Here is a 23,066-nt window from a genome sequence, read left to right as displayed (position 1 = left end):
TCCCCGTTACTTTGAACGTTTGTAAAATGGTGTTGGAACAACTACTGCTTTGACGCGTTTATTACGAATTTCAATTTCTACTTCTGTATCAACTGCTGCGTATTTTACATCAATTAGTGCTAAACCAATGCTTTTCTTTAACGTTGGAGATTGTGTACCACTCGTTACTTCCCCAATTTTTTCTTCACCAATAAATACAGGGTAATGCGTACGAGGAATTCCACGTTCGATTACTTCGATGCCGACTAATTTACGAGGCGCACCGTTTTCTTTTTGCTCTTTTAACGTTGCTTTTCCAAAGAAGTCTGCTTCTTTATTTGTTTTTACCGCAAAGCCAATTCCAGCCTCAATCGGTGTAATATCTTTTGATAATTCTTGTCCATAAAGTGGTAATGTTGCTTCGAATCGAAGTGTATCACGAGCACCTAAACCACATGCTTTTAAGCCCTCTTCTGCTCCAACTTCAAGAAGTTTCTCCCAAAGTTTTGCAGCATCTTCACTCTTACAGTAAATTTCGAATCCATCTTCACCTGTGTAACCTGTACGAGATACAAGTGCTGGAATTCCATCTACAAGAATATCGTTTTTAAATTTAAAGAACTTAATTTCTTTCAAATCTTCTGACACAACTTTTTGTAAAATGCCTTCTGCTTTTGGTCCTTGAATTGCAAGCTGTGCAACTTCACTAGAAACATTGACTACTGTCGCATCGCCAATTACATGACTTGCTAACCATTCGTAATCTTTCTCGATATTTGATGCATTGATTACTAATAAATAGTCTTCTTCACCACGTTTGTAGATTAATAAATCATCTACTGTACCACCATTTTCGTAGCACATAGCTGTATATTGTGCGCCCCCTACCTTTAAGGTAGATACGTCATTTGTAACAACACGTTGTAAAAATGCTAAACTATCTACACCTTTTACTTCAACTTCTCCCATATGAGACACATCGAACAAACCTGCAGCTGTACGTACAGCTTCGTGTTCTTCTTTAATGCTTGAAAATTGAACTGGTAATTCCCAACCACCGAAGTCGATTGTTTTCCCACCATACTTCGCGTATACATCAAATAACGGTGTACGTTGTAATGTAATCATGCTCTCTCCCCCTTATGCTTTGACAAATCAATAAAAGTTGCTTCCCTTTTCTAAACATTTTCATTCTGAAAAGATAGGATATACGGAATCTCATTATATTTTTTTATGAAAGCGTAAATAAAAAATCACTTTCTTGGATAAAATACGAAAGATTCCACACATTTCACACCATTATCCTAACATCATTCGCTATATTTCATCAATATTCTAGCATAAAAAATAATTTAGAATTTTTTATGTTAAAACACAATAAATACAGCTTTTGAGATTTAATACTTTATTATTGTCTATCATATAGCCTTTAATAACGATAATTATGCCTTCTTTTAAGGCAAATCATCATACATTAAAAAATAATTACTTTAGTTTATAAAAGGTGGGAGAGTTGTAATGAATGTCGATATTTCCGTAGATCGGACATGGCAAAACAATTTTTTAAATAGAATTGACGAAGATGGTCCTTGGACAAACTGGGATTTATATCACTTAGCTTATGAAACAGAAAAATCGTTACTTGTTCCTACTTTTGATGGACTACAAGCACCGAAACATTTATCCCATTTCACACCGCTTCCGCATCAATTAGAAGTCGCTCAAAATGTGATTGAACAAATGAACGGTAAAGCGATTCTAGCAGATGAAGTAGGCCTTGGAAAAACAATCGAAGCTGGACTTATTTTGAAAGAATACATGGTCCGCGGGCTTGTGAAAAAGGTACTTATACTTGTCCCAGCTTCTCTCGTATCACAATGGGCATACGAACTGAATACAAAGTTTTTCATTCCCGCTGTAGCACAAAAGAAAAGCTACTCATGGGAACAAGCTGACGTAATCGTATCATCAATTGATACTGCGAAACGTTCACCACATCGCGATATCGTGTTGAACTTGGAATATGACCTTATTATTATCGATGAAGCACATAAACTGAAAAATAATAAAACAAAAAACTATGAATTTGCACAACGATTAAAAAAGAAGTTTTGTTTATTACTAACCGCTACTCCTGTTCAAAATAAGATTGATGAAATTTTTAACCTTGTTTCTTTATTAAAACCAGGACATTTAGGCAATCAATCCAACTTTGAAGAATATTACGCTTCCAAAAATCGCTCAGCCGAATCAGATGAAGACTTAAAAGCTCTCATTAATAAAGTAATGGTGCGAAATAGACGACATAATACCGGTATCGATTGGCCGAAGAGACATGTACGTACAATTTTTGTTGAGTTTAATGAACAAGAACAAGCTCTATATAATGATATCGAAAATTGGCGAGGACAAGACGCCTTCACATCTGCTTTCTCATCGTTAACTTTAAAACGGGAAGCGTGTAGTAGTCGTGAGGCTGTTTACTATTCATTGAAAAAGCATGTAGAAAAAAGACAGAAAGAAAACGAACATTATATAAAAGATCCACATATCGATGTGCTAATGGACAAAATTAATCATATTCCTTTCAACTCAAAAGCAAATAAAGCTCTTGAGCTTATAAAAGAAATTGACGATAAAGTCGTTATCTTCACAGAATATCGAGCGTCACAAATGTACTTACAATGGTTTTTACAACAACACGGTATTTCTTCCGTTCCATTCCGCGGCGGGTTTAAACGCGGGAAGAAAGATTGGATGAAGGAGCTTTTCCAAAACCACGCACAAGTATTAATTGCAACTGAAGCTGGTGGTGAAGGGATTAACTTACAGTTTTGTAGCCATATGATCAATTATGATTTGCCATGGAATCCAATGCGTCTTGAGCAAAGAATCGGACGTATTCACCGTCTCGGTCAAAAAAATGATGTTCATATTTATAACTTAGCTACAAAGCATACTGTTGAAGAACATATTCTGAAACTGTTATATGAAAAAATCAACTTATTCGAGCGTGTTATCGGTGAACTCGATGAAATTTTAACGAGAATTAATATGAAAAACATCGACGCGCACATTGAAGAAATTTTCGCGCAATCAAAAAGCGAAGGTGAAATTAGAATTAAGATGGAAAACTTAACATCTATTATCGACTTTGCGAAACGAAATGAAGCTGAGGTGCAAGGCTATGCAGCAACATGAAATTCATAATTACTTATACAATTTCTTTGAGGCGAATAACTGTGAAATTTTAGAACGTTCTCCTCATTTATTAGATGTACAGTTAACAATTGAGATGGATAAATTATTAATGAATCGCCCTTTTTATTGGCACTATCTTGAGAAAACAGGAGGCGTACCGAATCCGATGCGCCTTACTCTTATTACAAATCCAGAAAATGAAGAAAATGATGGTGAGCTTATTCACTACGGTTCACCACGTCTACATCAAATTTTCCAAACGACAAAAGAATTAGGCTCATACATACGTTTATATGAGGATGTAAGACATAATGGAGCAACACATACACCGCTCCACCCTTGGCTCGGTATTAATATAAAAGTTTCCTATCAATGTGATCGAAAAAAAGACATCCTTCACTCGATTGGTATTCATCTCATTTCTGGAACAATGATGGCAAACTTTCATGAAACATTAACAAACATTAAACTTACACCAAAAATACCTGATTTTTGTTTTACGCTCTCGCCCATCATTAAACCTCAAAGTGGTTTACAACGCATAGAAGACGCTTTAAAAAATATAATTGCAGAAGATGACCATACGTGGGCAAAAGAAGCAAGAGTGCGTTGGAATCATGATTTAGACCTTTTAAACCGTTTTTATGAAGAAAGTGACGAACTTCCTGAGAGCTATGAAATTGAAAAACAAGCTCTGCAAGAACAGTATGAACCACGTATTACAGTGCAAATTATTAACGGTGGACTCTTTTATGTTACCGCGAATCATTTTCTATCAAAATAAAGCTCCTTCTGCTTTAGAAGGAGCTTTATTTCGAGTTATTCTCTATCCTCATTACGCTCTTGTTGTTTTTGCTTTGCCATGCGTTTTTGATACGCACGATCCTTCGCGCTCACATGATTTGCATCAGTTGGAAGATTTTCTTTCGAACGTCCAATTCCATTGCTCATCTTTCCCACTCCTTTTTACGTTTTTCAGAATACATGTTTATTTTCAGCTAGAGTTACAATCCTTATACAAAAAAATAAGAGCAGCCATTGGCCACTCTTACTCGCTCACATATTTTTGAAACATATCATGGATGCCTTTATTTACTAGGTTCGAGATCTGCTCGTCAGATTTATTCGGATAACGATCACGCAATCTGATAGATGCCTTCACCATTAAATTTTCTAATACAGAACGGCCACCTTCTCCATAAATAATTTCAGCATATTTAACAAGCCTTCCATCCTCTACTGTTGCTGGATTATGATTGAAGAAAAATTTACTCATTGTCTCCACCTCTCTCTTTTGATAACGTTTACATTTATATAGATTATTTATGTTATTTATTTCACAATATTGTATGCATGTATATTTAATTAGTTTCATTATAAAGCAACATATCGATAGTAAATATGTGATTTTCCGTCCATTTTGTGAACAAATTAAAAATGAAAGCGTTTCCTTTATTATATACTAAAAAAACTTACTACGCTAGGGGCAATTTTTTTCAATCTACTCCCCCCTCGAAAATTGATATATTTTTTCTTTTCCCATTAAACCTTATACAATTTTCAGAAATTATATTATAAAATATATGTATGACTTAAGGAGGCTTTGTATGAATCAAAATAAAAAAGCTATATTAGATCTTGTCTTTTATCTCGTAATCCCATTCCTCATTTGGAAATTTGCAAAACCTTATATCGATCCTTATTACGCGATGTTACTTTCCTCTGTTCCGGGGATTATTTATACACTGTATACCTTTAAAAAAGAAAAACAGTTTAACGTGACAGGGTTCTTTATTTTAATTACACTCATTTCTAATACCACGGTAGATTTATTATCTGGGTCAGCTGAACGAATGTTGTGGAATGATGCATATTATCACATCGTACTCGGTATTATCGTCATATGTACAATTTTTATAAAGAAACCACTTATGTTATATTTCGCTGCGGATATTGCCGCACTGCAAGGCCATGACCGTGATAAAAGTCGTGAACTGTATCGTGATAGTCGTATTTATCCAGCACTACAATATTTAACGCTATTTTTCGGTCTACAATTCATATTAAAAAGCTTCTTAAAAATTTATTTCATCTCTGTTTTCGGTGTAGATGGCTATGGTGAAATGAGAGCGATTATGACCGCTGTTGGATGGGGCATTTCCATTTGTATCGGAATTGGATTTGTTTGGGTAAATAATAAAATACATGCCGTTACGGAAGAACAAGAATCCGTGCAGTAAATAAAAATCCCCTAGTGTAATACGACACTAGGGGATTTTTGGTTTGCTAAACATATGACTAAAATTTAACTTGATTTTTTTCTTTTACTTTTTACATTTCGGTAAAACAAAGCAGCACTCAGCGGCATAACACCAAACCACTTATTCATAAATGGCTCTTTTTCAGCACGGCGTTGTTCTTTCTTTTGTTTTCGATCTTCTTTTGGAGCATCCATATACGACACAAACTGCTGCGTCACAAAGCGAACATAATCATTAGTAGACATATTATCATCACCTCTACTTGATTAGTATGTCCACTTTTTTATACATTAATCTTTTCCTTTAATTCATTCATAATTTGCTTTACAGACTTATTTGTCGTATCGATATGAATATGAGCCTCTTCATAATAAGCTCGGCGTGATTCAAATTTCTTTACGAATGCATCTATATCTTTCTTTTGAAATAGTGGACGTGTCGTATCTTCACGAAGCCTTTCTGCAATTACATGCGGATCACAATATAAATACACGACAGTTCCGTTCTCTTTCATCCACTTGCGATTTTCCGCTCGTTCAATAATTCCCCCACCAGTTGTAATAATAACATTATGGACTGGTAGCGCACGTAACATTTCGCTTTCATATTCCCGAAAAGCCATTTCGCCTTCTTCGGCAAAAATTTTTCGAATTGCCTTCTCTTGCTTCTCTTCGATTTTTTGATCAGTATCTACAACATCCATTTGAAGTTCTTTACTTAACGCTTTTCCAATTGTTGTTTTCCCTGCTCCCATGTAGCCGGTTATGTATATAGATTTCATTTCTTGTCCTCTCAATCGTCATTTATTAATTGTTATTATAACGAAAGATGCTACTTTGTTTAATAAAAAAACGTTTTGTTCTTATACTATGAAGAACAAAACGTAACACTCGCTTTTACTTATAAGTGCCTCTTCTCACCCACTGCGTTGCAATCCATTTCTCGCCTTTCGTTACAGGTGCCCCTCCGTGTAACGTAAGCTCGTTTAATGATTGATCTTGATAAAAATACTCAAAGTATACTGCCATTCCCTTTCTAGGGTGTACAGAAAGATTTAATTTTGGGAAGTACGTTTCTCCGCCTTCTTCTACATCATTTAAATACATTACAAGCGTACTAATACGATTGTTAGCAGCTGATCTACTATGTTCCGCAAAATAATCATAGTGTGCTTTATATTGTTGATCCACTTCATAATTTAAAATGTGCAATCCTTCTCCGTGCGCCACCGGAACATTCATGATAGATGAAATTCGTTTTTCAATCTTTGAAGTAAGTTCATTGTCTTCCAAAAATGCACCGCTACTTGTTCGAATATCATTTACATCACGTGATGAACCAATTTTAGAACGCTCCATTTTATTTTTAGACATTTCAATCAATTCATCACACTCTTCATCACTTAGTACATTTGCTAATACGACAATAAGAGGTTCTTCGAATTTTGAAATAATGTGTATTTCTCTATCTTCTGTCATAATCGTATTTCCTTTATGATCAAAAATAGTTTGTTCCTTATTTTCACCTATTTGATTGTTGTTTGTCATTTCCCTATTCTCCCTAAAAATAATGATTGGATAGCATGAATATATCATATTCTTTCTACCTTTCTCTTTTTTGAGAAAATTTAAACTTTTGATCATTATATTTGTCCATTTCTTCTAAAAAATCAATTCAATTTACAATAGGAAATCCTGGTTTATCTATATATATATTTTACATATTATCCTTCTATCCAATCGACTATTTTCCCATCCTTTTTTCTATACCGAAAACTCACCGTATAGAAAGCTTCCTGTTTGAGTGTACACTGCAAAGCAACGAGAATTAAATCATTTTCAAAGACATAATTTCCACTCGCTTCTCCCTTTTCATACTGAAAGAAAAACGTACCTTCTTTTTCTTTTTGCTGTAAGTCTTTTTTTATATCTGTAATAGATCGGTTAAGTAATTCATCCAATAAAAATTTTTGTTCTATTCCTATATAAAAATTTTTATCTGTAAACAACATATTTGTTTCGTATATAAAAAAAGAAGTTAATAAAATAAGAAAGATAATCGTTCCAGGCATTGTAAATCCCTTTTGCTTTCTCATACGTTTATTCCTATTTCGCTATATCGCATAACTACACCTTCATATATTTTCCCACTAGTATCTTTCACATTTATAATGAGTACATGAGGTGTTAGTTTGTAAGAAACCGTTCCAATATTTTGTAAAACAACTTCCCTCCCGCGCCTATCTACCTTTCTTATAAGACGACTATTCTCTTTTTCATACGATACTTCACTCCCATTACGCGATCGGAATTGTAAAATACTTTCTCCATTTTCAAATGCTAGCTGTTCTCCAGATGATACTTCACGAAACTCCAATTGCATTTGCCCTAAATACACATCCCACTCCCAATCATTTAACCCTTTCGACTGTTTATTTTCCATTTCAATGAAATGTAGGCGGGGAAAGAGCAAAAAAAATATTGATAATAGAAACAGACATACAATCATTTCTATTAATGAAAAACCAAATTCTAATTTATTTTTTCTCCTACATAAAAGCATTGTTCCATCATTCTGTCTTTCACATCTTTCCACATGGTACAAACTTCATTGCCTCCCCAATATGTGTAATACCCAATTCCATTTATATTCTTTTCTATTATTCGCTTTTCTTCATTTCCATACATATATATAGCTGCTTCTTTTTTTAATAATCCAGTTGCCTTATAACGAATTTGTATATTTTTTCTTTCTTGCATAACTAATACTGTTTGCGGTAGTAGTAACGATACAGCCATCATTAAAACACTTAACGATACAATCATTTCAGCCATTATGGATCCTTTTTGACATTTCACGATACGTAAATCTCCCTCTTCCAAGCTGAAATACAATTTCATATTTATAATTTCTATACGAAATTATAATCGTACCACCTCTATTAATATTTCCACTTGGGTTATATGTCATCGGATTTGGAAACGTATGCAAATCAATTTGTATATCTTCTTCATACTCTCGCTTGACGATATAATACTTTGTACCTGACTCTTTTATAGCATACATATTTCTATCTTTATGCCAACGTAATGTGTAGTGCTTTTGATGGTTTATCGCTAATTGCTGCATATACAAAATATCATTTGAAAACTGTCTCAAAAATTGTTCAACTTTTTGTCGCTCGTATAAGGAATGAACACTAAAATACGTAACTATACTTAATACAGAAATAACAAATAAAACGAGTAACATTTCTAAAAAAGTAAACCCTTGTTGTTTCACAATGCCCTAATTGATACTGTGCCATCATCTGATATATGAATAGATTCGCCATTCGGACACTTATCAGTTGTAATATACTTTTCATCTGCCAGTTCTTTTAACGATGGAATTTTATTATGTTGTAATTGATATACTTGTATTTGCGCTTCTATAGATTTCACGTAAGCTGCACACCCTTTTCCTTGGACCGATGAACGCTGTGTAACTACATTTGGAATAATTAATAGTAATAATATAGTTATGACAACCATTACTAATAGCATCTCTAACAGAGTAAATCCTTCCTCATTCTGCATACAAATGCCCCCTAAATAGAATTCATCATTTGAAACATCGGCATAATCATCGCTAAATACATAAGGACAACGATTCCTCCAATACATGTAAATAAAATAGGCTGAATGATAACTAACATATGTTTAATTTTTCGTTCCATCTTTTCCATAATAAGATCGCTATAGTCACCTAATTCAATCCCTAAATTGCCATTTGCTTGTCCATGCGTAATAACATAAGAAAGTTCTTTCTCGTAATACCCACTTTTAGCAATGATAGATTGTAACTGTTCTCCTCCAATTAATTGTCTTTCAATCCGATTCGCTTCATATTGAAAGAACGGATGATATCTTTGCTCCATCATTATTGTTAAAGCTTCGCATACTGATAGTCCACCATTTAATAAACCACTCAACTGAGTAGCAAAATAATGTGAATGCTTTAAAATAAGAAATGTTTTGATGAGAGGAATACGAAGCATGATTTTTACCTGTCTAATATGTGGAAGTTTCCTAAAATACAACATGTATAAACTACATCCAATAATAACAGTTAAAATAGCGGTTAAAATAATGTATGGTAGCAGTTTTATTGCACTTAAAATTTGTTCTGTAAGTAGTGGTGTATTAGAACCGAACGAACTATAAACCATTTCAACCTGAGGTAATAAAATGAGGTTAAAAATAAAAAGCATGATTAGTAGAAAAAACATCAAGAACATAGGATACTGCATTATTTTCATCATGTCTTTCCTATACTTATCTTTCTTATAAAGAAGTGCACTTCCTTGTTGCAAAGCAAAAGAAATATCACCATGTTGCTCGGCATAAAATAGATAACTTAACATGTCCTGATGAAACTTTAACTGATGAAAAGAATCGTGTAGACTTTTCCCATCTTTTAACCCCTCAATCATGCGCTGCAATTGTACTTTCTTTTCTACAGGTAATTGAAACTGTAAAAATTCTAATGCTTGTAAAAGAGAGTAGCCTTTTTCTAATAATTCTCCTAAACGTTTCAACAATACTACTTGATCACTTAAACTCCAAGTTTTCTTAAACATAAACATCTTCTTCTAAAAAACCTAAAGCATATCCTTTTCGTATTGACGATTCTAAAGTCTCATGTTTGTAAGTAACACATTCTCCATCTGCTTCTTTAAGTGCTTGTTTTAACTCATGTCCATATAGTAGCTCATAAATGCTTGCTTGCCTTACTTGCCTCATTGATTTACATAAAGTTGAGCACTTTCCTCTGCAAAACGGACACTTCAATTCGACAAGTCGCTGTGCAGCTACAGCCAATAAAGACTGTTCAATCTCTTGCCTCGTTATACCATAATCCATGAAACGAATGATTGCTCCTTTCGCATCATTCGTATGCAGCGTTGTCATTACTAAATGTCCTGTCAAACTTGCCCTTATAGCTATTTTTGCTGTTTCCTCATCCCGGATTTCACCGACTAAAATAATATCTGGATCATGACGTAAAATAGCCTTTAATCCTGTTTCATATGTGAGACCCGCTTTTTCATTTATTTGAATTTGTAATACATCGTCACTTCTTTTTTCAACCGGATCTTCAAGTGTAATGATGCGACGTGTTTTCTTTTTTCTAATTACTTCTAATAATGCATACATTGTCGTCGTCTTCCCAGATCCAGTCGGTCCAGTAAATACGAGTAGCCCCTGTGAATAGCGTAAAAACGAGAGTAGTTTTGCTGCCGTACTTGGAAATAACGAAAGATGTGATAAGGGCTGAACAGATGCTTGTAAATGAAGGCGAATAACGAGACTTTCTTGATATACTGTTGGAAGTGTTGAAAGGCGTAAATACACTTCTTGTCCATCAATTTGCAAATACAACGAACCATTCTGTGGCTTCCGTTTCTCTCCTATGTCCATAGATGCTAAAAATTTGAAATGTGAGACAAGTTTTTCTCCAAACTCCTTTTCAATACACTGTCTCGTCATTAAATCTTTTCCTATACGTAGTTGCACTGCTACATCCTTCTGCCGGGGCACAATATGTAAATCTGACGCTTGTACCCTACACGCTTCTTTTAAAATTGTATTCGCAAAAATTTCAATCCCATTCATTACTTTTCCCTCCTCACTATGTATATAGCATGAAAACATTCGCAATAAAAATTTGGACTTTTGTATTTTCAATAGAGGAAAAAGGAAAAATATGTTTGTGAAATTATGAACAATTTCCGAATTATTGTCTGAAATTACCTATACTCATGTTTATCTGTATTATAATGTTATTATCTTGGATAAAGTGATAAAGGTGGAGATCCTCATGGAACAAGCTTTAAAAATTACAGGTGTATTATCTGACCCAACTCGTTATTACATTTATAAATATATTTCGCAAAAACATAGTTACGTAACGGTACAAGAAATTGCAGATGAATTCGATATTCATCCAAACGTAGCGCGTTTACATTTATCTAAATTAGAAGATGTTCATATGCTAAAATCGGAAACGAAGAAAACTGGAAAAGGCGGACGACCGAGCAGATTGTATGTCTTATCTGAAGATGTTATCCAATTACAATTTCCATTCCGTGATTATCAATTGTTAGCAAGAATCGCATTTAATTCTTTACTTAGCCTTGGCGCTGCTGGTGAGAAAGCGCTATACGAAACAGGAAAACAATTCGGAGCTGAATTAATGCAACAACATATGCAACGTTTAAATGTGAGTGAAGATGCTTTAACAGTGGAACAAAAAGTTCAAATTGCAAAAGAAGCTTTCTCAACAGCTGGCTTATCACCTGCATTTGAATTAAGTGCAGATGGAACAAAAATTTTCTATGATGTACACAATTGTCCATTTAAAGAAGTTGCTGTTCATCATCCAACTGAAATTTGTAACATGCACGGAGATATGATGAAAGGAATTTTTGAAATCCTATTCCCTAACATGGAATTAACTCGAAATGATAGTCTATTAGATGGATGTAAATCTTGTAATTATAAACTAACAATTTAATTTCTCATATAAAAAGAAGCCAATAATAATTGGCTTCTTTTTATATGAATGAATATTTACAATAGTAAGAAAAATAAACTATAATGAGGTGAGGTTTACTTTTTTTAGAAAAGGAGGGAGATGGCATGGAGCGCATGTTTCGCGTTCTCGGCTTTTGGACTGGAATTTTCTCGGTTATGTTTTACGTAGGGGATATGCAACAGACCGCACTACTATTTTTAGGACAAACAGGTTTCTTCGTACTTTTAAGCTATTTAAAATTAACAGAGCGTATGTATATATACGTATTTGGGGCATATTTAACTGTTTTCTTCATAGGATTTACATACTACACGACGTTTTTACTTGTCCCTGGGGCTGGACATTAAAAGATGGCATTTTGCCATCTTTTTTTAATTCCGGAATTTCCTAGTTGACTTATAGGTTTTATTGCCTTATATTCTATATAACAGATTGGAATTAGGGGGGATCAACATGAATACACTGCTTGTCGGAATTAACGTTGCAGTCATGCTCATTTTAGTTGGCGTATTATATTATATGCAACGTAAGCATGTATCTTTTAATAAACGTGTATTTACTGCTTTAGGAGTCGGAATTATATTCGGTCTTATATTACAATTTATTTATGAACCAACTTCTAAAGTAATTATTGAATCAAATACTTGGTTTGGCTTAATCGGTAACGGTTATGTGAAATTACTTCAAATGATCGTTATGCCACTTATTTTAGTATCTATTATTTCAGCCTTTACAAAATTACAGTTAACGAAAAACCTTGGTAAAATCAGTGGTCTTATTATCGGAATTTTAATTCTTACTACAGGAATCGCTGCAGCTGTCGGTATCGCTGCAAGTGCAGGATTTGATGTATCTGCAGCAGGCCTACAACAAGGTGATGCAGAATCTGCTCGTCTGAAACTAGTTGAAGAAAGATTTACTTCTATTGAAAAGACAACAATTCCAGATAAATTATTAGAGCTATTGCCTACAAATCCGTTTCTTGATTTAACAGGCGCTCGTCCAACATCAACAATTTCTGTCGTAATATTTGCAGCCTTTATCGGCATTGCCTTTATAGGTGTAAAACGAAAATATCCAGAACAAGCAGAACTATTTAAGAAAATGCTTGATGCTGTATATGCAATCGTAATGCGTATGGTAACATTAATTTTACGCCTTACTCCATACGGCGTATTAGCTCTTATGGCAAAAACAGTTGCTGGTAGCGATATAAATGCTATTTTAAAACTTGGTAACTTCGTGTTAGCCTCTTACGTAGCACTTATCGTAATGTTTATCATTCACTTATTATTAATTGCATTGTCTGGTTTAAATCCAATTCAATATTTGAAAAAAGTGTTCCCTGTACTAACTTTTGCATTCACATCTCGCTCTAGTGCTGGTGCGATGCCATTAAATATTGAAGCTCAAAAAGAAAAGCTTGGTATTTCCGAAGGAATTGCAAACTTCGCAGCTTCATTTGGGGTATCTATCGGACAAAACGGTTGCGCAGGTATTTATCCAGCAATGCTTGCAATGATGGTCGCTCCAACTGTAGGAATTGATCCATTACAACCACAATTTATTTTAACTTTAATCGCTGTTGTTGCTATTAGCTCATTCGGTGTTGCCGGAGTTGGTGGCGGCGCAACATTCGCAGCTTTAATCGTACTATCTACAATGAACTTACCAATCGGTATTGTTGCTCTAGTTATCTCGGTTGAGCCATTAATCGATATGGGGCGTACAGCTCTTAACGTAAGTGGTTCTATGACAGCAGGTCTTATTTCAAGTAAATGGCTTGGTGAATTAGATCAAGATACGTACAATCAAGATGATACAAAAACTGGTGAAATTGCTTCATAATGAAAAAAAGACGCTAACATACAATTGTTAGCGTCTTTTTTATTCCGTTCCCTCTTTATAGATTTTATCTTGAGAATTCTTACTCCAAGTATTCTTCTAGTTGCTCTTTTAACTCCTCCTCAATCTCATAACAAGATTCATCAACAAGTTCCCCCTACTTTCTTACTCCCAAAAATGTTTGATTGAATTGACATTCCTAAAAAGATTCTTTCGCATTTCCAAATTGGAATATAGTGAAATTCAATCATCTCTTTTTCTTCATCTAATATAGCTATGGCAACTGATGAATAATAACCCACCTCAAAGGGATTCTCTTTTTCTCTTGCAAATCCCATATCTAATTCCATGTGTTTTTCTATGTATAAATGCGCATACTCTTTATGCAGTTTAAGTGATATTCGCTCTATTTCCTTCTCCATACATTGAATGTTCTCTTTTAACTCCAACGTAAACTCCTGTTCTTTATATTTCATTTTCGCCTCCTGAAACATAGAAAAAGAGAATATGATAACATATCCTCTTTCCTCAAATATATTTCATTATCTCACAGCCCGTCCTTTTCACAAATAACCATTTTGTTCGCACCATTTATGAAATTGTCCTACGTCTACTCCAACTAACACGATATCCTTTAGCTCTACATCAATGATTTGTTCTCCAATTACAATAGCAAACTGCGATGCTAATTTTGTCTCGTTTTTCTTTACAATTCCAATTCGGTTCCGATGCGGTCCATCTTTTATATATGCTTTTTGTCCTACAATATCAAAGTTCAAAATTCTCACCTCTTTTACTGCGCTCAAATTGGAAATACGATCTCCACCTCGGAAAATTTCCTTTCATTGCACTATTTCTCTATATATATGACGAAACAATAAAAGAGTCCTTCCTTCTTTACAATTATTTTTTCTTTGTTTCATTTTTGTGATTGAAACGTAAAGTTTATAATAAAATACACTTGGAAGCGCTTTCTATGTAATTTTTTATGTTATAATATATAAGTAGAACTTCGTAAAGAGGGTTAAAAAATGAATACAAAAATGATTAAAAAAGTAATTGAAGCATTAAAAGTATATGGCTTTCAGGATGTATCATTCTGTGACAAAACGAAGCAATTTTTATTTCATAACGAAACCGATATTATGAGCGGCTATGCAGAAATAACATATAGTAGTCAATTTGAAAAATTCAACGTACAAATTCATCCAATTGAAACGCATCACCAAGCAGAGTTACAAGAGATTGAAAGACATATACAAGCTTGTATAAGAAAAGTGGAATATTTAAACGCACTTCTTACCGGGCAGACAAAACTAGATGATAAAATTATTATTATGTAAAAAAAGAACGTGATCCAATCACGTTCTTTTTTCATTATACGTTCATCTTTTCCTTTAGTTGTAATCCTGTAACAGATTCTAATACATCCATCGATTCTCCAAATGTCATATCAAAAATTGTCTTGTCCTCTATGTATGGAAACTGTCTGAAACGCTTTTCTAACACCTTCACAGCATCTGATGTAAAGTTTGCACTATCAATGCCAAATTCTGTTTCAAGAAGAACGATCCAATCTAGCACATGAAAACCTAATCCATTGACGAATGAAATAAGTTTTTCTTCTGGGTTTGAAGATAAGAATACTTGGCGTTCTATCTCACTAAAAAGTTCTTCTCCTAAGATTTCAGCTAACTCATCATCATGTTCACGTTCAACAAGTTCTTCGTAGCCGTAATCATCCACAAGCTCTTCTACTTCTTCACTATCCTGACAAAGCAATTGACTAAGAAGTGCCTCTTTCTTAAATTCACTATTTTGTACGACTTCTAAAAAGCTCGTTTCCCATCCATTTTCTAATTTCATATTATGTACTCCTTTATATACGTTTCTTATCATCACTGTACCCAAAAGATCACTTTTATAACCTTTTAGGTAGTTACTATTATTTCACATGATTCATAACAAAAGATGCAAACTCAGCTACATCTCCTTCAAAAATATTTATTTCTGGCAAGTGATAGAACGTTGTTTGGAGCGGGTTTCCTGCATGATATACATATATCGTTTTCTCTAGTGCAATCGCCATTCCAAACTCTGTATGGCTCCCGTTTCCACCATCTAATATAAGTAAAAATACATCCGCTTCTTTTACAGCATTTCGTTCTGCCTGACCAATTTCTCTTAATTGTTCTTCATTCGCTGCTCTTTCATTTTTGGTCCAATCATATGTATGGTGCCATCCTGCATGTTTCAGTTCATTTGCTACGGAATGTACAAGATGTTTATTTTGGAAACCTGAGGCGATATAAAAATTCATTTATATACACTCCTTCATTGTGTATGGGGAAACTCCTTTTTAGCGTTATTTGTTATAGCTATAATAAAGAACAACTTCAAAAAAAATCCCCATCTTTAAAACTTATTTGCGTTTAAATGATGGGATGCTTCATGGTCTTCTTTTATTTTTTGTTTTTTATAACTTTCATCAGCTAACATTTCTAGTTCAGCTGTTATCTCTGACTTTTCAAGCTCTCTTTCTTGCGAAAATTTCCTTGAAATATAAACAATAACACTACCAACGTACAACACAAAGCATATAATAAGTGCAGTATTTTCATAGAGACTTAGCTCCAACACAGTCACTCCTAATCCATTCGTATTTTCACGCCTCATTAATTGGAATTTCCCTATTAACCCATTTGTTATCCCGCTATTTGAGGGCAGTAAGACTCCCTCCTCAAAATTTAGTAACAGTAAAGAAGTTAGATGTGGGATGAACCCAACTGATTAAAGTTTCACTTTATTGTAACATAAAAATATCAATTCTTGGAATCTTTCACCCTACTAAAAGAGGCATGATTGTTTCATCATGCCTCTGAAATATTTTGAATGATTGTTTTAATTGCTTCTTTTCCATTATATTTTTTTAGTGCTGTTTTATACTTCTCATTATTTTGATTCAATTCTTCGACATACTTTATAAGAGATTTTACAGTTACATCTTCTTCATATAACACGGAGGCATACCCTTGCCTTTCAAAGGACTCTGCATTTAATATTTGATCTCCACGGCTTGCAAATTTCGATAATGGAATTAAAACCATCGGCTTTTGTAATGTTAAAAATTCAAAAATTGCGTTGGAGCCCGCGCGTGAAATAACAAAATCTGTTACCGCTAATATGTCTGGCAGTTCTCCATGTACATATTCAAATTGTCTATATCCTTCTTTATTTTGTAAACTTTCGTCAAGGTTACCTTTTCCGCAAAGGTGAACAATTTGATATTTTTTTAAAAGTTCTGGTAATGCTTCTCGAGCTGTATCATTAATTTTTTTCGCGCCCAAGCTGCCTCCCATAATCGTAATAACTGGCTTTTTACGTAAAAAACCTAAAAACGCTAAACCTTTTTCACGATTTCCCTTCAGCACTTCTTCACGTACAGGAGATCCCGTATATATTACTTTTTCTTTCGGTAAATGTTTCGCTGCTTCTTCAAATGTAACAAATATTTTCGAAGCAAAACGAAGCGCAATTTTATTTGCTAGTCCTGGTGTCATATCAGATTCATGTAATAAAACTGGTACTCTATTTAGCCATCCTCCAATTACGACTGGTACAGATACGAAACCGCCTTTTGAAAAAATCACATCTGGTTTTAGTCTTCGAATCCTTACATACGCATCCATAACACCCTTCATTACAAGAAAAGGATCTTTTATATTTTTCAAATCAAAATAACGACGTAGCTTTCCACTCGAAATACTATAGTAGGGAATGCCTTCCTTTTCTATAATCGTTTTCTCAATACCTTGATGAGAACCAATATAAGAGATATCCCAGTTGTCTTCCTGTAAATATGGGATAATGGCTAAATTAGGTGTTACATGTCCTGCCGAACCGCCACCTGTAAAGACTATTTTCTTCATACGTCTCCCCCTTCTAGACTATAATACACTAAAATATCTTGCCTCAGGGTGAGAAAATACCATAGCCGTTACGGACGCTTCTGGCTCCATCATGAATCCTTCTGTTAATGAAATACCTATTTCCTCTGGATGAATTAAGCGAAATAGCTTTTCTTGATCTGCAAGTTCTGGACACGCCGGATAACCAAATGACACTCGTATTCCTCTATATTTCGTACGGAAACGTTCTTCCATCGTCAGTTCAGGTGAGTCCGGAATGCCCCAGCGGTCACGAATGAGCATATGTGTTTTTTCAGCAAGTCCTTCCGCTAATTCAAGCGCTAACGATTGAATGGCATGACTACGTAGGTAATCACCTTTCGCCTTCCACTCTTCAGCAATGTCCCGAACTCCTTCCCCAACCGTAACAGATAAGAAAGCAACATAGTCCATCTCATCTCCTATTGGGCGCAAATAATCACCTAAAGTACGATAGGGAGCCTTTCCTTGTCTAGGGAATGTGAAACGCTCTATAACACGCGTATGATCTTCTGGATCATATATTACAATGTTTTGTCCGTCGCTTTGCGCTGGGAAAAATTGATACACTGCTTTCGGCTTTAACCAAGATTGTCCTTCCTGCAATAATTCATCTATTAAATCATTTAATTCATGTGCTCTCTTATCTCCCTCTTTCAAAAGCTTCTTCACATTTCCTTTTAATCCAAGGTGATGCCCAAGTAGCATTTGTCTATTTAAAAATGGAGCGAGATGAAGGGCCGGAATATCGCGTAATACAATTCGTTTTGTTGAATCAGGCACGATAACTTCAGCCTTCGGTAATGGCTCAATTACTGCTGGAATTTCTACTTTCTTCTCCTCTTTTTTTACGATATGAAGATGACGTTCTTTTTTATCCTGTTTCATCTTCTCACGCTCTTCTTCTTTTTGAAGCTTATTAATAATATCGAGCCCCGTCATCGCATCACTCGCATAACAAACGAGTCCTTTATATGATGGTGAAATCCGATTATCTGTAAACTTTCTCGTTAACGCTGCACCACCTACAACAATGGGCACATCAATATTTGCCGCTTTTAAATCTTCAGCAGTCGTTACCATTTGTTGCGCTGATTTTACTAATAAACCGGAAAGGCCTATAATATCCGGTTTCTTTTCTTGTACTTCTTGAACAATTCGATCCGAACGTACATTAATTCCTAAATTAATAATCTCATATCCGTTATTTGCTAAAATAATTTCAACGAGATTTTTCCCAATATCATGCACGTCACCTTTTACAGTTGCTAATAATACTTTCCCTTTTTTCGCACTATCACTAGATTCCATATGTGGCTCTAAATAGCTTACAGCAGCTTTCATACTTTCGGCACTTTGCAATACTTCAGCAACAATAAGTTCATTATTATTAAATAGTCGTCCTACCTCATCCATCCCTGTCATAAGCGGACCGTTAATAATATCAAGAGGTTTTCTTCCTTCTTCAAGTGCAAGACTTAAATCCTCTTGTAATCCTTGTTTCGTACCTTCTACAATATAATTTGCTAGTCTTTCATCAAGCGTTAACGTTTCTTGCACAACGACATCTTTCTTTTTAGCAACTCGGTAAAAGTTTGTAAATTCTTCTAACGTCTCTTTCGTCGTTTCAAACAGTAGTGCATCTGCAAGGCGTTTTTCTTCCTCTGGAATCGACGCATAGCGTTCTAATTTTTCCGTATTCACAATCGCATAATCTAACCCTGCTTTCGTAGCATGATATAAAAAGACTGAATTTAATACTTCACGTCCAGCCGGTGGTAAACCAAATGATATGTTACTTACCCCTAAAATCGTTAAACACTCTGGTAACGCTTCTTTAATAAGGCGAATTCCTTCTATAGTCGCTGCCGCTGAACCAATATATTCTTCATCACCTGTCCCTACCGGAAACACAAGTGCATCAAAAATAATATCTGACGGGCGTATCCCATACTTCTTTGTAAGTAATTCATAGCTTCTTTTCGCAATTTCTATCTTTCGCTCCGCACTAACCGCCATACCGTCTTCATCAATTGTTCCTACAACTATAGCAGCACCATACTTCTGAAGAAGCGGTGTCACTTTTTTAAATCGTTCTTCTCCATCTTCTAAATTAATTGAATTAATAACAGCTTTTCCTTGAATATAAGTAAGAGCTCGCTCCATCACATTTTCATCTGTTGAATCAATCATAATCGGTACTTTTAAAACTTTCGTAACTTCTGCTAAGAAGTTTTCCATATCTTCTATTTCATCGCGATCAGGATCTGCCATACAAATATCAATAATATGAGCATTTTTCTTCACTTGCGCTCTTGCCACTTCAGCAGCCTCTTCAAATTTCCCTTCTGCTACTAATCGTTTAAATTTACGTGACCCAATAACATTCGTTCTTTCACCTACAAATAACGGTCTCATAGACTCATCATATTGCAGTGCTTCTAATCCACTAATTCCATGTCCTTCTCTCTCATGATGGTCACGAGGCTTAAGAGATGCTAGCGCGGATTTCATTGCTTTTATATGTTCTGGTGTCGTGCCACAACAACCACCAATAATATTAACCCATCCTTCTTCAGCAAATCGCTTCACCTTTTCAGCAAGAGAAGATGGAGATTCATGGTAATGTCCATCTTCATCAGGAAGACCTGCATTTGGATAACAAGAAATGTAACACTCCGATAAATCAGATAGTGAACGAATATGGTCCCTCATAAACTCCGGACCAGTCGCACAGTTTAACCCAACAGATAATGGTTTCATATGTTCTACTGATAAATAAAAAGCTTCAATTGTTTGCCCAGCCAGAGTCGTTCCCATTGGCTCAATCGTACCTGAAATCATAATAGGAACCATTTTTTTCAGTTCTTCAAAAGCAGCTTGAATTCCAATATAAGCTGCTTTCACGTTACGCATATCTTGACTCGTCTCAACGAGTAATACATCAACTTCTCCTTTTAATAATCCTCGTGCCTGCCTTGTATAAGCTTCAATCAATTCTTCAAAAGTCACACCACCAGTAACACTAATTGCTTTCGTTGTTGGTCCCATCGCTCCCGCAACATATACTTCATTCCCGCTTTCTTTAACAGCTTGCTTCGCCAAAAGTGCTGCCTTTTCATTTAGTTCTTCATCTAAATGAGACAGCTCATAATCACTTAGTACAATATTCGTTGCCCCAAATGTATTTGTTTCAATAATATCCGCTCCAGCTTCAATATAAGCTTTATGAATCTTTAAAATAACGTCTGGTCTTGTTTCCACTAAATATTCATTACAGCCCTCGTACTCTTCTCCTCCGAAATCTTCAGCAGTTAAATCCTCTTGCTGAATCATTGTCCCCATTGCACCATCTAATATTAAAATGCTATTTTTCAATTTTTCTTCTATACACTTCATCAATTAATACCTTCTTTCACTTCTTGCTTTTCTCTTACATATTTAACAAGATGTTCTGTAATTTCATACTTTAAAAATGGTGTAATAAGATAAATACCATTAAAATATTTCATCGCTGCGTCGACCAATTCTTGTGAAATGCGAATCCCTTCCTCAATTGCTGCCTCTTTCGTTTCATGTCCATCCATTCTCTCTCTTATTTCTTCAGGAAGAGTAATACCCGGCACCTCAAAATGAAGAAAATCTGCATTCCGCTTACTTACTAACGGCATAATTCCAATAAAAATAGGTTGTTCCAAATGCTTTGTCGCTTCATACACTTCTTCAATTAACTTGATATCGTAAATTGGCTGAGTTAAAAAATACTCCGCTCCAGCATCTATTTTTCGTTCCATTCGCTTAACCGCTGCTTTTAAGTGCCTCACGTGAGGATTAAATGCGCCGCCTACAGAAAACCTTGTCGCCGGTCCAATTGATTTCCCTAAAATTGAACGTCCATCGTTCATTTCTTTAATCATTTTAATAAGCTCAATAGAGGATAAATCATATACAGAAGTGGCACCGGGAAAATCACCAACGCGCGCTGGATCACCAGTTAAAGCTAACACTTCTTCCATCCCTAACGCCGATAAACCTAACAAATGAGATTGTAGTCCAATGACGTTATGATCTCTACACGTTAAATGCGTCAATACTGGGATATCATGCTTCGTTAATAACGCACCCATCGCCATATTAGAGACACGAGGCGATGCTAATGAATTATCTGCTAGAGTAATAGCATCTGCTCCCGCTCTTTTTAACGCTCTTGCTCCTTCAAAAAAACGCTGTGTATCTAACGTTTTCGGTGGATCTAATTCCACTACAACTGTCGTTTGTTTTTTTGCTTTCTCTGCTAGAGTGACGTGAGCCTTCGAACGTTTCTCATGCGTATGAACGACTTTTGGCCTTTGAATCGTTTCTTTTTCGATTACAGGGGTAATATTCGCAACAGCGCGCTTCATACTTTGAATATGTTCTGGAGTCGTACCACAACAGCCACCCAATAACCGAATACCTTGCTCAATAAATTTCGGTGTCATTGCTTCAAAATAAGCTGGACTTCCCTCATATACGTAACGTCCCTCTACATAATTCGGGAGACCTGCATTTGGGTATGCTGATAAATAGCCATTTTGCGGAATCGATATCATTTTGAAAGCTTCCGTCATATGAAGCGGCCCCAGTTGACAATTCAATCCAACAACATTTGCACCGTAATCTATAAACTGCTTTAATATTTCATTGACATCATTTCCATTTTGAGTCGTACCTGCTTCATGTAACGCTAATTGCGCAACAATCGGAATATTCGTTTGCTTACGCAACACTTTAACAGCATGAAGTAATTCAAATTCATCATAAAAAGTTTCTAATAGTAATCCATCAACCTGTTCTTCTAGTAAAGCCCCCGCCTGTTCAAGTAACATAAACTCCCTTTCCATATCAGTCGTTGTAACAGCTCCGATATGTTTCATACCACCAATTGTTCCTAAAATTGCATTTTTATCTGTCACAGATGCTTTCGCCAATTTCACTGCCGCTCTATTAATTTTTGTAACTTGATTTTCTAAACCATACATACGTAATTTCGCCTCATTTGCTCCATACGTATTCGTTTGAATTACATCTGCTCCAGCAGCTACATATTGTTTATGAATGGATATAATTAGATCTGGATCAGATACGTTCAATTCTTCAAAGCTACTTTGCAAACCATGTGAATGCAATAACGTTCCAACCGCACCATCACCTATTACAATTCCTTTTGATAATAAATCTAGTAATTTCACGAATCTCCCTCATTTCTATCAAT

At 35.1% G+C, this 23,066-nt stretch carries 28 protein-coding genes and 1 pseudogene; 8 read left to right on the top strand and 21 right to left on the bottom strand.

Annotated elements, in window-relative coordinates:
- Positions 1-6: 6 nt before the first annotated feature.
- Positions 7-1,107: a glycine cleavage system aminomethyltransferase GcvT gene (gcvT, locus tag ACTFR8_RS11545; protein ID WP_000631769.1), complete on the bottom strand. Its 1,101-nt coding sequence runs from the start codon at positions 1,105-1,107 to the stop codon at positions 7-9.
- A gap of 390 nt (positions 1,108-1,497) precedes the next feature.
- On the opposite strand from gcvT, the gene ACTFR8_RS11540 reads away from it, so the two are divergent.
- Positions 1,498-3,180: a DEAD/DEAH box helicase gene (locus tag ACTFR8_RS11540; RefSeq protein ID WP_252209691.1), complete on the top strand. Its 1,683-nt coding sequence runs from the start codon at positions 1,498-1,500 to the stop codon at positions 3,178-3,180.
- On the top strand, positions 3,167-3,964 hold the full coding sequence (locus tag ACTFR8_RS11535; protein ID WP_001183964.1) for a YqhG family protein: 798 nt from the start codon (positions 3,167-3,169) through the stop codon (positions 3,962-3,964). Before ACTFR8_RS11540 ends, ACTFR8_RS11535 begins: the two co-directional genes overlap by 14 nt.
- 35 nt (positions 3,965-3,999) lie before the next feature.
- Here the strand turns inward: ACTFR8_RS11535 and ACTFR8_RS11530 are convergent, their stop codons facing one another.
- Together ACTFR8_RS11530 and ACTFR8_RS11525 are read right to left on the bottom strand one after the other, a co-directional pair.
- Positions 4,000-4,131 carry a hypothetical protein gene (locus ACTFR8_RS11530; protein ID WP_000064668.1) on the bottom strand — a complete coding sequence of 44 codons (132 nt, stop codon included), beginning with the start codon at positions 4,129-4,131 and terminating at the stop codon, positions 4,000-4,002.
- Between the two features lie 97 nt (positions 4,132-4,228).
- A complete protein-coding gene (locus ACTFR8_RS11525) occupies positions 4,229-4,456 on the bottom strand; it encodes a hypothetical protein (protein WP_000032702.1) in 228 nt (75 codons plus the stop codon).
- A gap of 73 nt (positions 4,457-4,529) precedes the next feature.
- On the opposite strand from ACTFR8_RS11525, the gene ACTFR8_RS11520 reads away from it, so the two are divergent.
- Positions 4,530-4,646 (top strand): hypothetical protein, encoded by a 117-nt coding sequence (locus tag ACTFR8_RS11520; RefSeq protein WP_001987222.1) that lies wholly within the window; start codon positions 4,530-4,532, stop codon positions 4,644-4,646.
- Between the two features lie 141 nt (positions 4,647-4,787).
- Positions 4,788-5,420, top strand: coding sequence for a VC0807 family protein (locus tag ACTFR8_RS11515; protein WP_001073111.1), 633 nt, complete (start codon positions 4,788-4,790; stop codon positions 5,418-5,420).
- Positions 5,421-5,485: 65 nt separating this feature from the next.
- Here ACTFR8_RS11515 and ACTFR8_RS11510 read toward each other — a convergent pair whose 3' ends face one another.
- The 10 genes from ACTFR8_RS11510 to comGA all read right to left on the bottom strand — a co-directional run bounded on the left by ACTFR8_RS11510 (position 5,486) and on the right by comGA (position 11,098).
- Positions 5,486-5,686: a YqzE family protein gene (locus ACTFR8_RS11510; protein WP_000106083.1), complete on the bottom strand. Its 201-nt coding sequence runs from the start codon at positions 5,684-5,686 to the stop codon at positions 5,486-5,488.
- A 38-nt stretch (positions 5,687-5,724) separates the two neighbouring features.
- Positions 5,725-6,222 (bottom strand): shikimate kinase, encoded by a 498-nt coding sequence (locus ACTFR8_RS11505; RefSeq protein WP_000836650.1) that lies wholly within the window; start codon positions 6,220-6,222, stop codon positions 5,725-5,727.
- A 115-nt stretch (positions 6,223-6,337) separates the two neighbouring features.
- Positions 6,338-6,988, bottom strand: a complete 651-nt coding sequence (locus ACTFR8_RS11500) for a 2OG-Fe(II) oxygenase (protein WP_000183860.1) — start codon at positions 6,986-6,988, stop codon at positions 6,338-6,340.
- 176 nt (positions 6,989-7,164) lie between these two features.
- Positions 7,165-7,536, bottom strand: coding sequence for a competence type IV pilus minor pilin ComGG (gene comGG / locus ACTFR8_RS11495; RefSeq protein WP_001231273.1), 372 nt, complete (start codon positions 7,534-7,536; stop codon positions 7,165-7,167).
- Positions 7,533-8,003: a competence type IV pilus minor pilin ComGF gene (gene comGF, locus ACTFR8_RS11490; RefSeq protein ID WP_000923098.1), complete on the bottom strand. Its 471-nt coding sequence runs from the start codon at positions 8,001-8,003 to the stop codon at positions 7,533-7,535. Before comGF ends, comGG begins: the two co-directional genes overlap by 4 nt.
- Positions 7,973-8,275, bottom strand: a complete 303-nt coding sequence (locus ACTFR8_RS11485; protein WP_000829471.1) for a hypothetical protein — start codon at positions 8,273-8,275, stop codon at positions 7,973-7,975. The genes comGF and ACTFR8_RS11485 overlap by 31 nt, the downstream gene beginning before the upstream one ends.
- Positions 8,268-8,723 carry a competence type IV pilus minor pilin ComGD gene (gene comGD, locus ACTFR8_RS11480; protein WP_000813142.1) on the bottom strand — a complete coding sequence of 152 codons (456 nt, stop codon included), beginning with the start codon at positions 8,721-8,723 and terminating at the stop codon, positions 8,268-8,270. Before comGD ends, ACTFR8_RS11485 begins: the two co-directional genes overlap by 8 nt.
- A complete protein-coding gene (gene comGC / locus ACTFR8_RS11475; RefSeq protein ID WP_001178686.1) occupies positions 8,720-9,019 on the bottom strand; it encodes a competence type IV pilus major pilin ComGC in 300 nt (99 codons plus the stop codon). The genes comGD and comGC overlap by 4 nt, the downstream gene beginning before the upstream one ends.
- Positions 9,020-9,030: 11 nt before the next feature.
- Positions 9,031-10,062, bottom strand: a complete 1,032-nt coding sequence (gene comGB / locus ACTFR8_RS11470) for a competence type IV pilus assembly protein ComGB (RefSeq protein WP_000475184.1) — start codon at positions 10,060-10,062, stop codon at positions 9,031-9,033.
- Complete coding sequence (comGA, locus tag ACTFR8_RS11465) at positions 10,055-11,098, bottom strand: competence type IV pilus ATPase ComGA (protein WP_001013180.1); 1,044 nt, start codon at positions 11,096-11,098, stop codon at positions 10,055-10,057. The genes comGB and comGA overlap by 8 nt, the downstream gene beginning before the upstream one ends.
- A gap of 205 nt (positions 11,099-11,303) precedes the next feature.
- On the opposite strand from comGA, the gene ACTFR8_RS11460 reads away from it, so the two are divergent.
- From ACTFR8_RS11460 to ACTFR8_RS11450, 3 genes are all read left to right on the top strand, one after another.
- On the top strand, positions 11,304-11,999 hold the full coding sequence (locus ACTFR8_RS11460) for a helix-turn-helix transcriptional regulator (protein ID WP_000434125.1): 696 nt from the start codon (positions 11,304-11,306) through the stop codon (positions 11,997-11,999).
- 125 nt (positions 12,000-12,124) lie between these two features.
- On the top strand, positions 12,125-12,367 hold the full coding sequence (locus tag ACTFR8_RS11455) for a DUF2626 domain-containing protein (protein ID WP_000440721.1): 243 nt from the start codon (positions 12,125-12,127) through the stop codon (positions 12,365-12,367).
- A gap of 106 nt (positions 12,368-12,473) precedes the next feature.
- Complete coding sequence (locus ACTFR8_RS11450) at positions 12,474-13,868, top strand: L-cystine transporter (RefSeq protein ID WP_001094334.1); 1,395 nt, start codon at positions 12,474-12,476, stop codon at positions 13,866-13,868.
- Positions 13,869-13,947: 79 nt separating this feature from the next.
- Here ACTFR8_RS11450 and ACTFR8_RS11445 read toward each other — a convergent pair.
- Both ACTFR8_RS11445 and ACTFR8_RS11440 read right to left on the bottom strand, forming a co-directional pair.
- A pseudogene (locus ACTFR8_RS11445) lies at positions 13,948-14,341 on the bottom strand (hypothetical protein).
- Positions 14,342-14,428: 87 nt separating this feature from the next.
- On the bottom strand, positions 14,429-14,644 hold the full coding sequence (locus ACTFR8_RS11440; protein WP_001008326.1) for a DUF3912 family protein: 216 nt from the start codon (positions 14,642-14,644) through the stop codon (positions 14,429-14,431).
- Between the two features lie 252 nt (positions 14,645-14,896).
- Between ACTFR8_RS11440 and ACTFR8_RS11435 the strand changes: the two genes are divergently transcribed.
- Complete coding sequence (locus tag ACTFR8_RS11435; protein WP_001093237.1) at positions 14,897-15,208, top strand: hypothetical protein; 312 nt, start codon at positions 14,897-14,899, stop codon at positions 15,206-15,208.
- A gap of 34 nt (positions 15,209-15,242) precedes the next feature.
- Here ACTFR8_RS11435 and ACTFR8_RS11430 read toward each other — a convergent pair whose 3' ends face one another.
- From ACTFR8_RS11430 to ACTFR8_RS11405, 6 genes are all read right to left on the bottom strand, one after another.
- Entirely contained in the window at positions 15,243-15,731 is a 489-nt protein-coding gene (locus ACTFR8_RS11430) for a hypothetical protein (RefSeq protein ID WP_000764261.1), read from the bottom strand.
- 79 nt (positions 15,732-15,810) lie between these two features.
- Entirely contained in the window at positions 15,811-16,185 is a 375-nt protein-coding gene (locus ACTFR8_RS11425) for a nucleoside 2-deoxyribosyltransferase (protein ID WP_001012333.1), read from the bottom strand.
- A gap of 95 nt (positions 16,186-16,280) precedes the next feature.
- On the bottom strand, positions 16,281-16,541 hold the full coding sequence (locus ACTFR8_RS11420; RefSeq protein WP_001250699.1) for a DUF3966 domain-containing protein: 261 nt from the start codon (positions 16,539-16,541) through the stop codon (positions 16,281-16,283).
- Positions 16,542-16,735: 194 nt separating this feature from the next.
- Positions 16,736-17,794, bottom strand: a complete 1,059-nt coding sequence (gene murG, locus ACTFR8_RS11415) for an undecaprenyldiphospho-muramoylpentapeptide beta-N-acetylglucosaminyltransferase (RefSeq protein ID WP_100619267.1) — start codon at positions 17,792-17,794, stop codon at positions 16,736-16,738.
- An 18-nt stretch (positions 17,795-17,812) separates the two neighbouring features.
- Entirely contained in the window at positions 17,813-21,211 is a 3,399-nt protein-coding gene (metH, locus tag ACTFR8_RS11410) for a methionine synthase (protein WP_100619266.1), read from the bottom strand.
- Positions 21,211-23,043: a bifunctional homocysteine S-methyltransferase/methylenetetrahydrofolate reductase gene (locus ACTFR8_RS11405; RefSeq protein WP_000770360.1), complete on the bottom strand. Its 1,833-nt coding sequence runs from the start codon at positions 23,041-23,043 to the stop codon at positions 21,211-21,213. The genes metH and ACTFR8_RS11405 overlap by 1 nt, the downstream gene beginning before the upstream one ends.
- Positions 23,044-23,066: the final 23 nt, after the last annotated feature.

Source organism: Bacillus cereus group sp. MYBK15-3 (assembly GCF_051916765.1).
GTDB classification, from domain to species: Bacteria; Bacillota; Bacilli; order Bacillales; family Bacillaceae_G; genus Bacillus_A; species Bacillus_A cereus.
This window is presented reverse-complemented; position numbering and strand designations above follow the sequence as displayed.

What these genes read in the sequence shown, in the direction of transcription:
- gcvT (WP_000631769.1), bottom strand. Translation starts at nt 1,107, where the DNA reads ATGATTACATTACAACGTACACCGTTATTTGATGTATACGCGAAGTAT.
- ACTFR8_RS11540 (WP_252209691.1), top strand. Translation starts at nt 1,498, where the DNA reads ATGAATGTCGATATTTCCGTAGATCGGACATGGCAAAACAATTTTTTA.
- ACTFR8_RS11535 (WP_001183964.1), top strand. Translation starts at nt 3,167, where the DNA reads ATGCAGCAACATGAAATTCATAATTACTTATACAATTTCTTTGAGGCG.
- ACTFR8_RS11530 (WP_000064668.1), bottom strand. Translation starts at nt 4,131, where the DNA reads ATGAGCAATGGAATTGGACGTTCGAAAGAAAATCTTCCAACTGATGCA.
- ACTFR8_RS11525 (WP_000032702.1), bottom strand. Translation starts at nt 4,456, where the DNA reads ATGAGTAAATTTTTCTTCAATCATAATCCAGCAACAGTAGAGGATGGA.
- ACTFR8_RS11520 (WP_001987222.1), top strand. Translation starts at nt 4,530, where the DNA reads ATGCATGTATATTTAATTAGTTTCATTATAAAGCAACATATCGATAGT.
- ACTFR8_RS11515 (WP_001073111.1), top strand. Translation starts at nt 4,788, where the DNA reads ATGAATCAAAATAAAAAAGCTATATTAGATCTTGTCTTTTATCTCGTA.
- ACTFR8_RS11510 (WP_000106083.1), bottom strand. Translation starts at nt 5,686, where the DNA reads ATGTCTACTAATGATTATGTTCGCTTTGTGACGCAGCAGTTTGTGTCG.
- ACTFR8_RS11505 (WP_000836650.1), bottom strand. Translation starts at nt 6,222, where the DNA reads ATGAAATCTATATACATAACCGGCTACATGGGAGCAGGGAAAACAACA.
- ACTFR8_RS11500 (WP_000183860.1), bottom strand. Translation starts at nt 6,988, where the DNA reads ATGACAAACAACAATCAAATAGGTGAAAATAAGGAACAAACTATTTTT.
- comGG (WP_001231273.1), bottom strand. Translation starts at nt 7,536, where the DNA reads ATGAGAAAGCAAAAGGGATTTACAATGCCTGGAACGATTATCTTTCTT.
- comGF (WP_000923098.1), bottom strand. Translation starts at nt 8,003, where the DNA reads ATGCTTTTATGTAGGAGAAAAAATAAATTAGAATTTGGTTTTTCATTA.
- ACTFR8_RS11485 (WP_000829471.1), bottom strand. Translation starts at nt 8,275, where the DNA reads ATGGCTGAAATGATTGTATCGTTAAGTGTTTTAATGATGGCTGTATCG.
- comGC (WP_001178686.1), bottom strand. Translation starts at nt 9,019, where the DNA reads ATGCAGAATGAGGAAGGATTTACTCTGTTAGAGATGCTATTAGTAATG.
- comGB (WP_000475184.1), bottom strand. Translation starts at nt 10,062, where the DNA reads ATGTTTAAGAAAACTTGGAGTTTAAGTGATCAAGTAGTATTGTTGAAA.
- comGA (WP_001013180.1), bottom strand. Translation starts at nt 11,098, where the DNA reads ATGAATGGGATTGAAATTTTTGCGAATACAATTTTAAAAGAAGCGTGT.
- ACTFR8_RS11460 (WP_000434125.1), top strand. Translation starts at nt 11,304, where the DNA reads ATGGAACAAGCTTTAAAAATTACAGGTGTATTATCTGACCCAACTCGT.
- ACTFR8_RS11455 (WP_000440721.1), top strand. Translation starts at nt 12,125, where the DNA reads ATGGAGCGCATGTTTCGCGTTCTCGGCTTTTGGACTGGAATTTTCTCG.
- ACTFR8_RS11450 (WP_001094334.1), top strand. Translation starts at nt 12,474, where the DNA reads ATGAATACACTGCTTGTCGGAATTAACGTTGCAGTCATGCTCATTTTA.
- ACTFR8_RS11435 (WP_001093237.1), top strand. Translation starts at nt 14,897, where the DNA reads ATGAATACAAAAATGATTAAAAAAGTAATTGAAGCATTAAAAGTATAT.
- ACTFR8_RS11430 (WP_000764261.1), bottom strand. Translation starts at nt 15,731, where the DNA reads ATGAAATTAGAAAATGGATGGGAAACGAGCTTTTTAGAAGTCGTACAA.
- ACTFR8_RS11425 (WP_001012333.1), bottom strand. Translation starts at nt 16,185, where the DNA reads ATGAATTTTTATATCGCCTCAGGTTTCCAAAATAAACATCTTGTACAT.
- ACTFR8_RS11420 (WP_001250699.1), bottom strand. Translation starts at nt 16,541, where the DNA reads ATGAGGCGTGAAAATACGAATGGATTAGGAGTGACTGTGTTGGAGCTA.
- murG (WP_100619267.1), bottom strand. Translation starts at nt 17,794, where the DNA reads ATGAAGAAAATAGTCTTTACAGGTGGCGGTTCGGCAGGACATGTAACA.
- metH (WP_100619266.1), bottom strand. Translation starts at nt 21,211, where the DNA reads ATGAAGTGTATAGAAGAAAAATTGAAAAATAGCATTTTAATATTAGAT.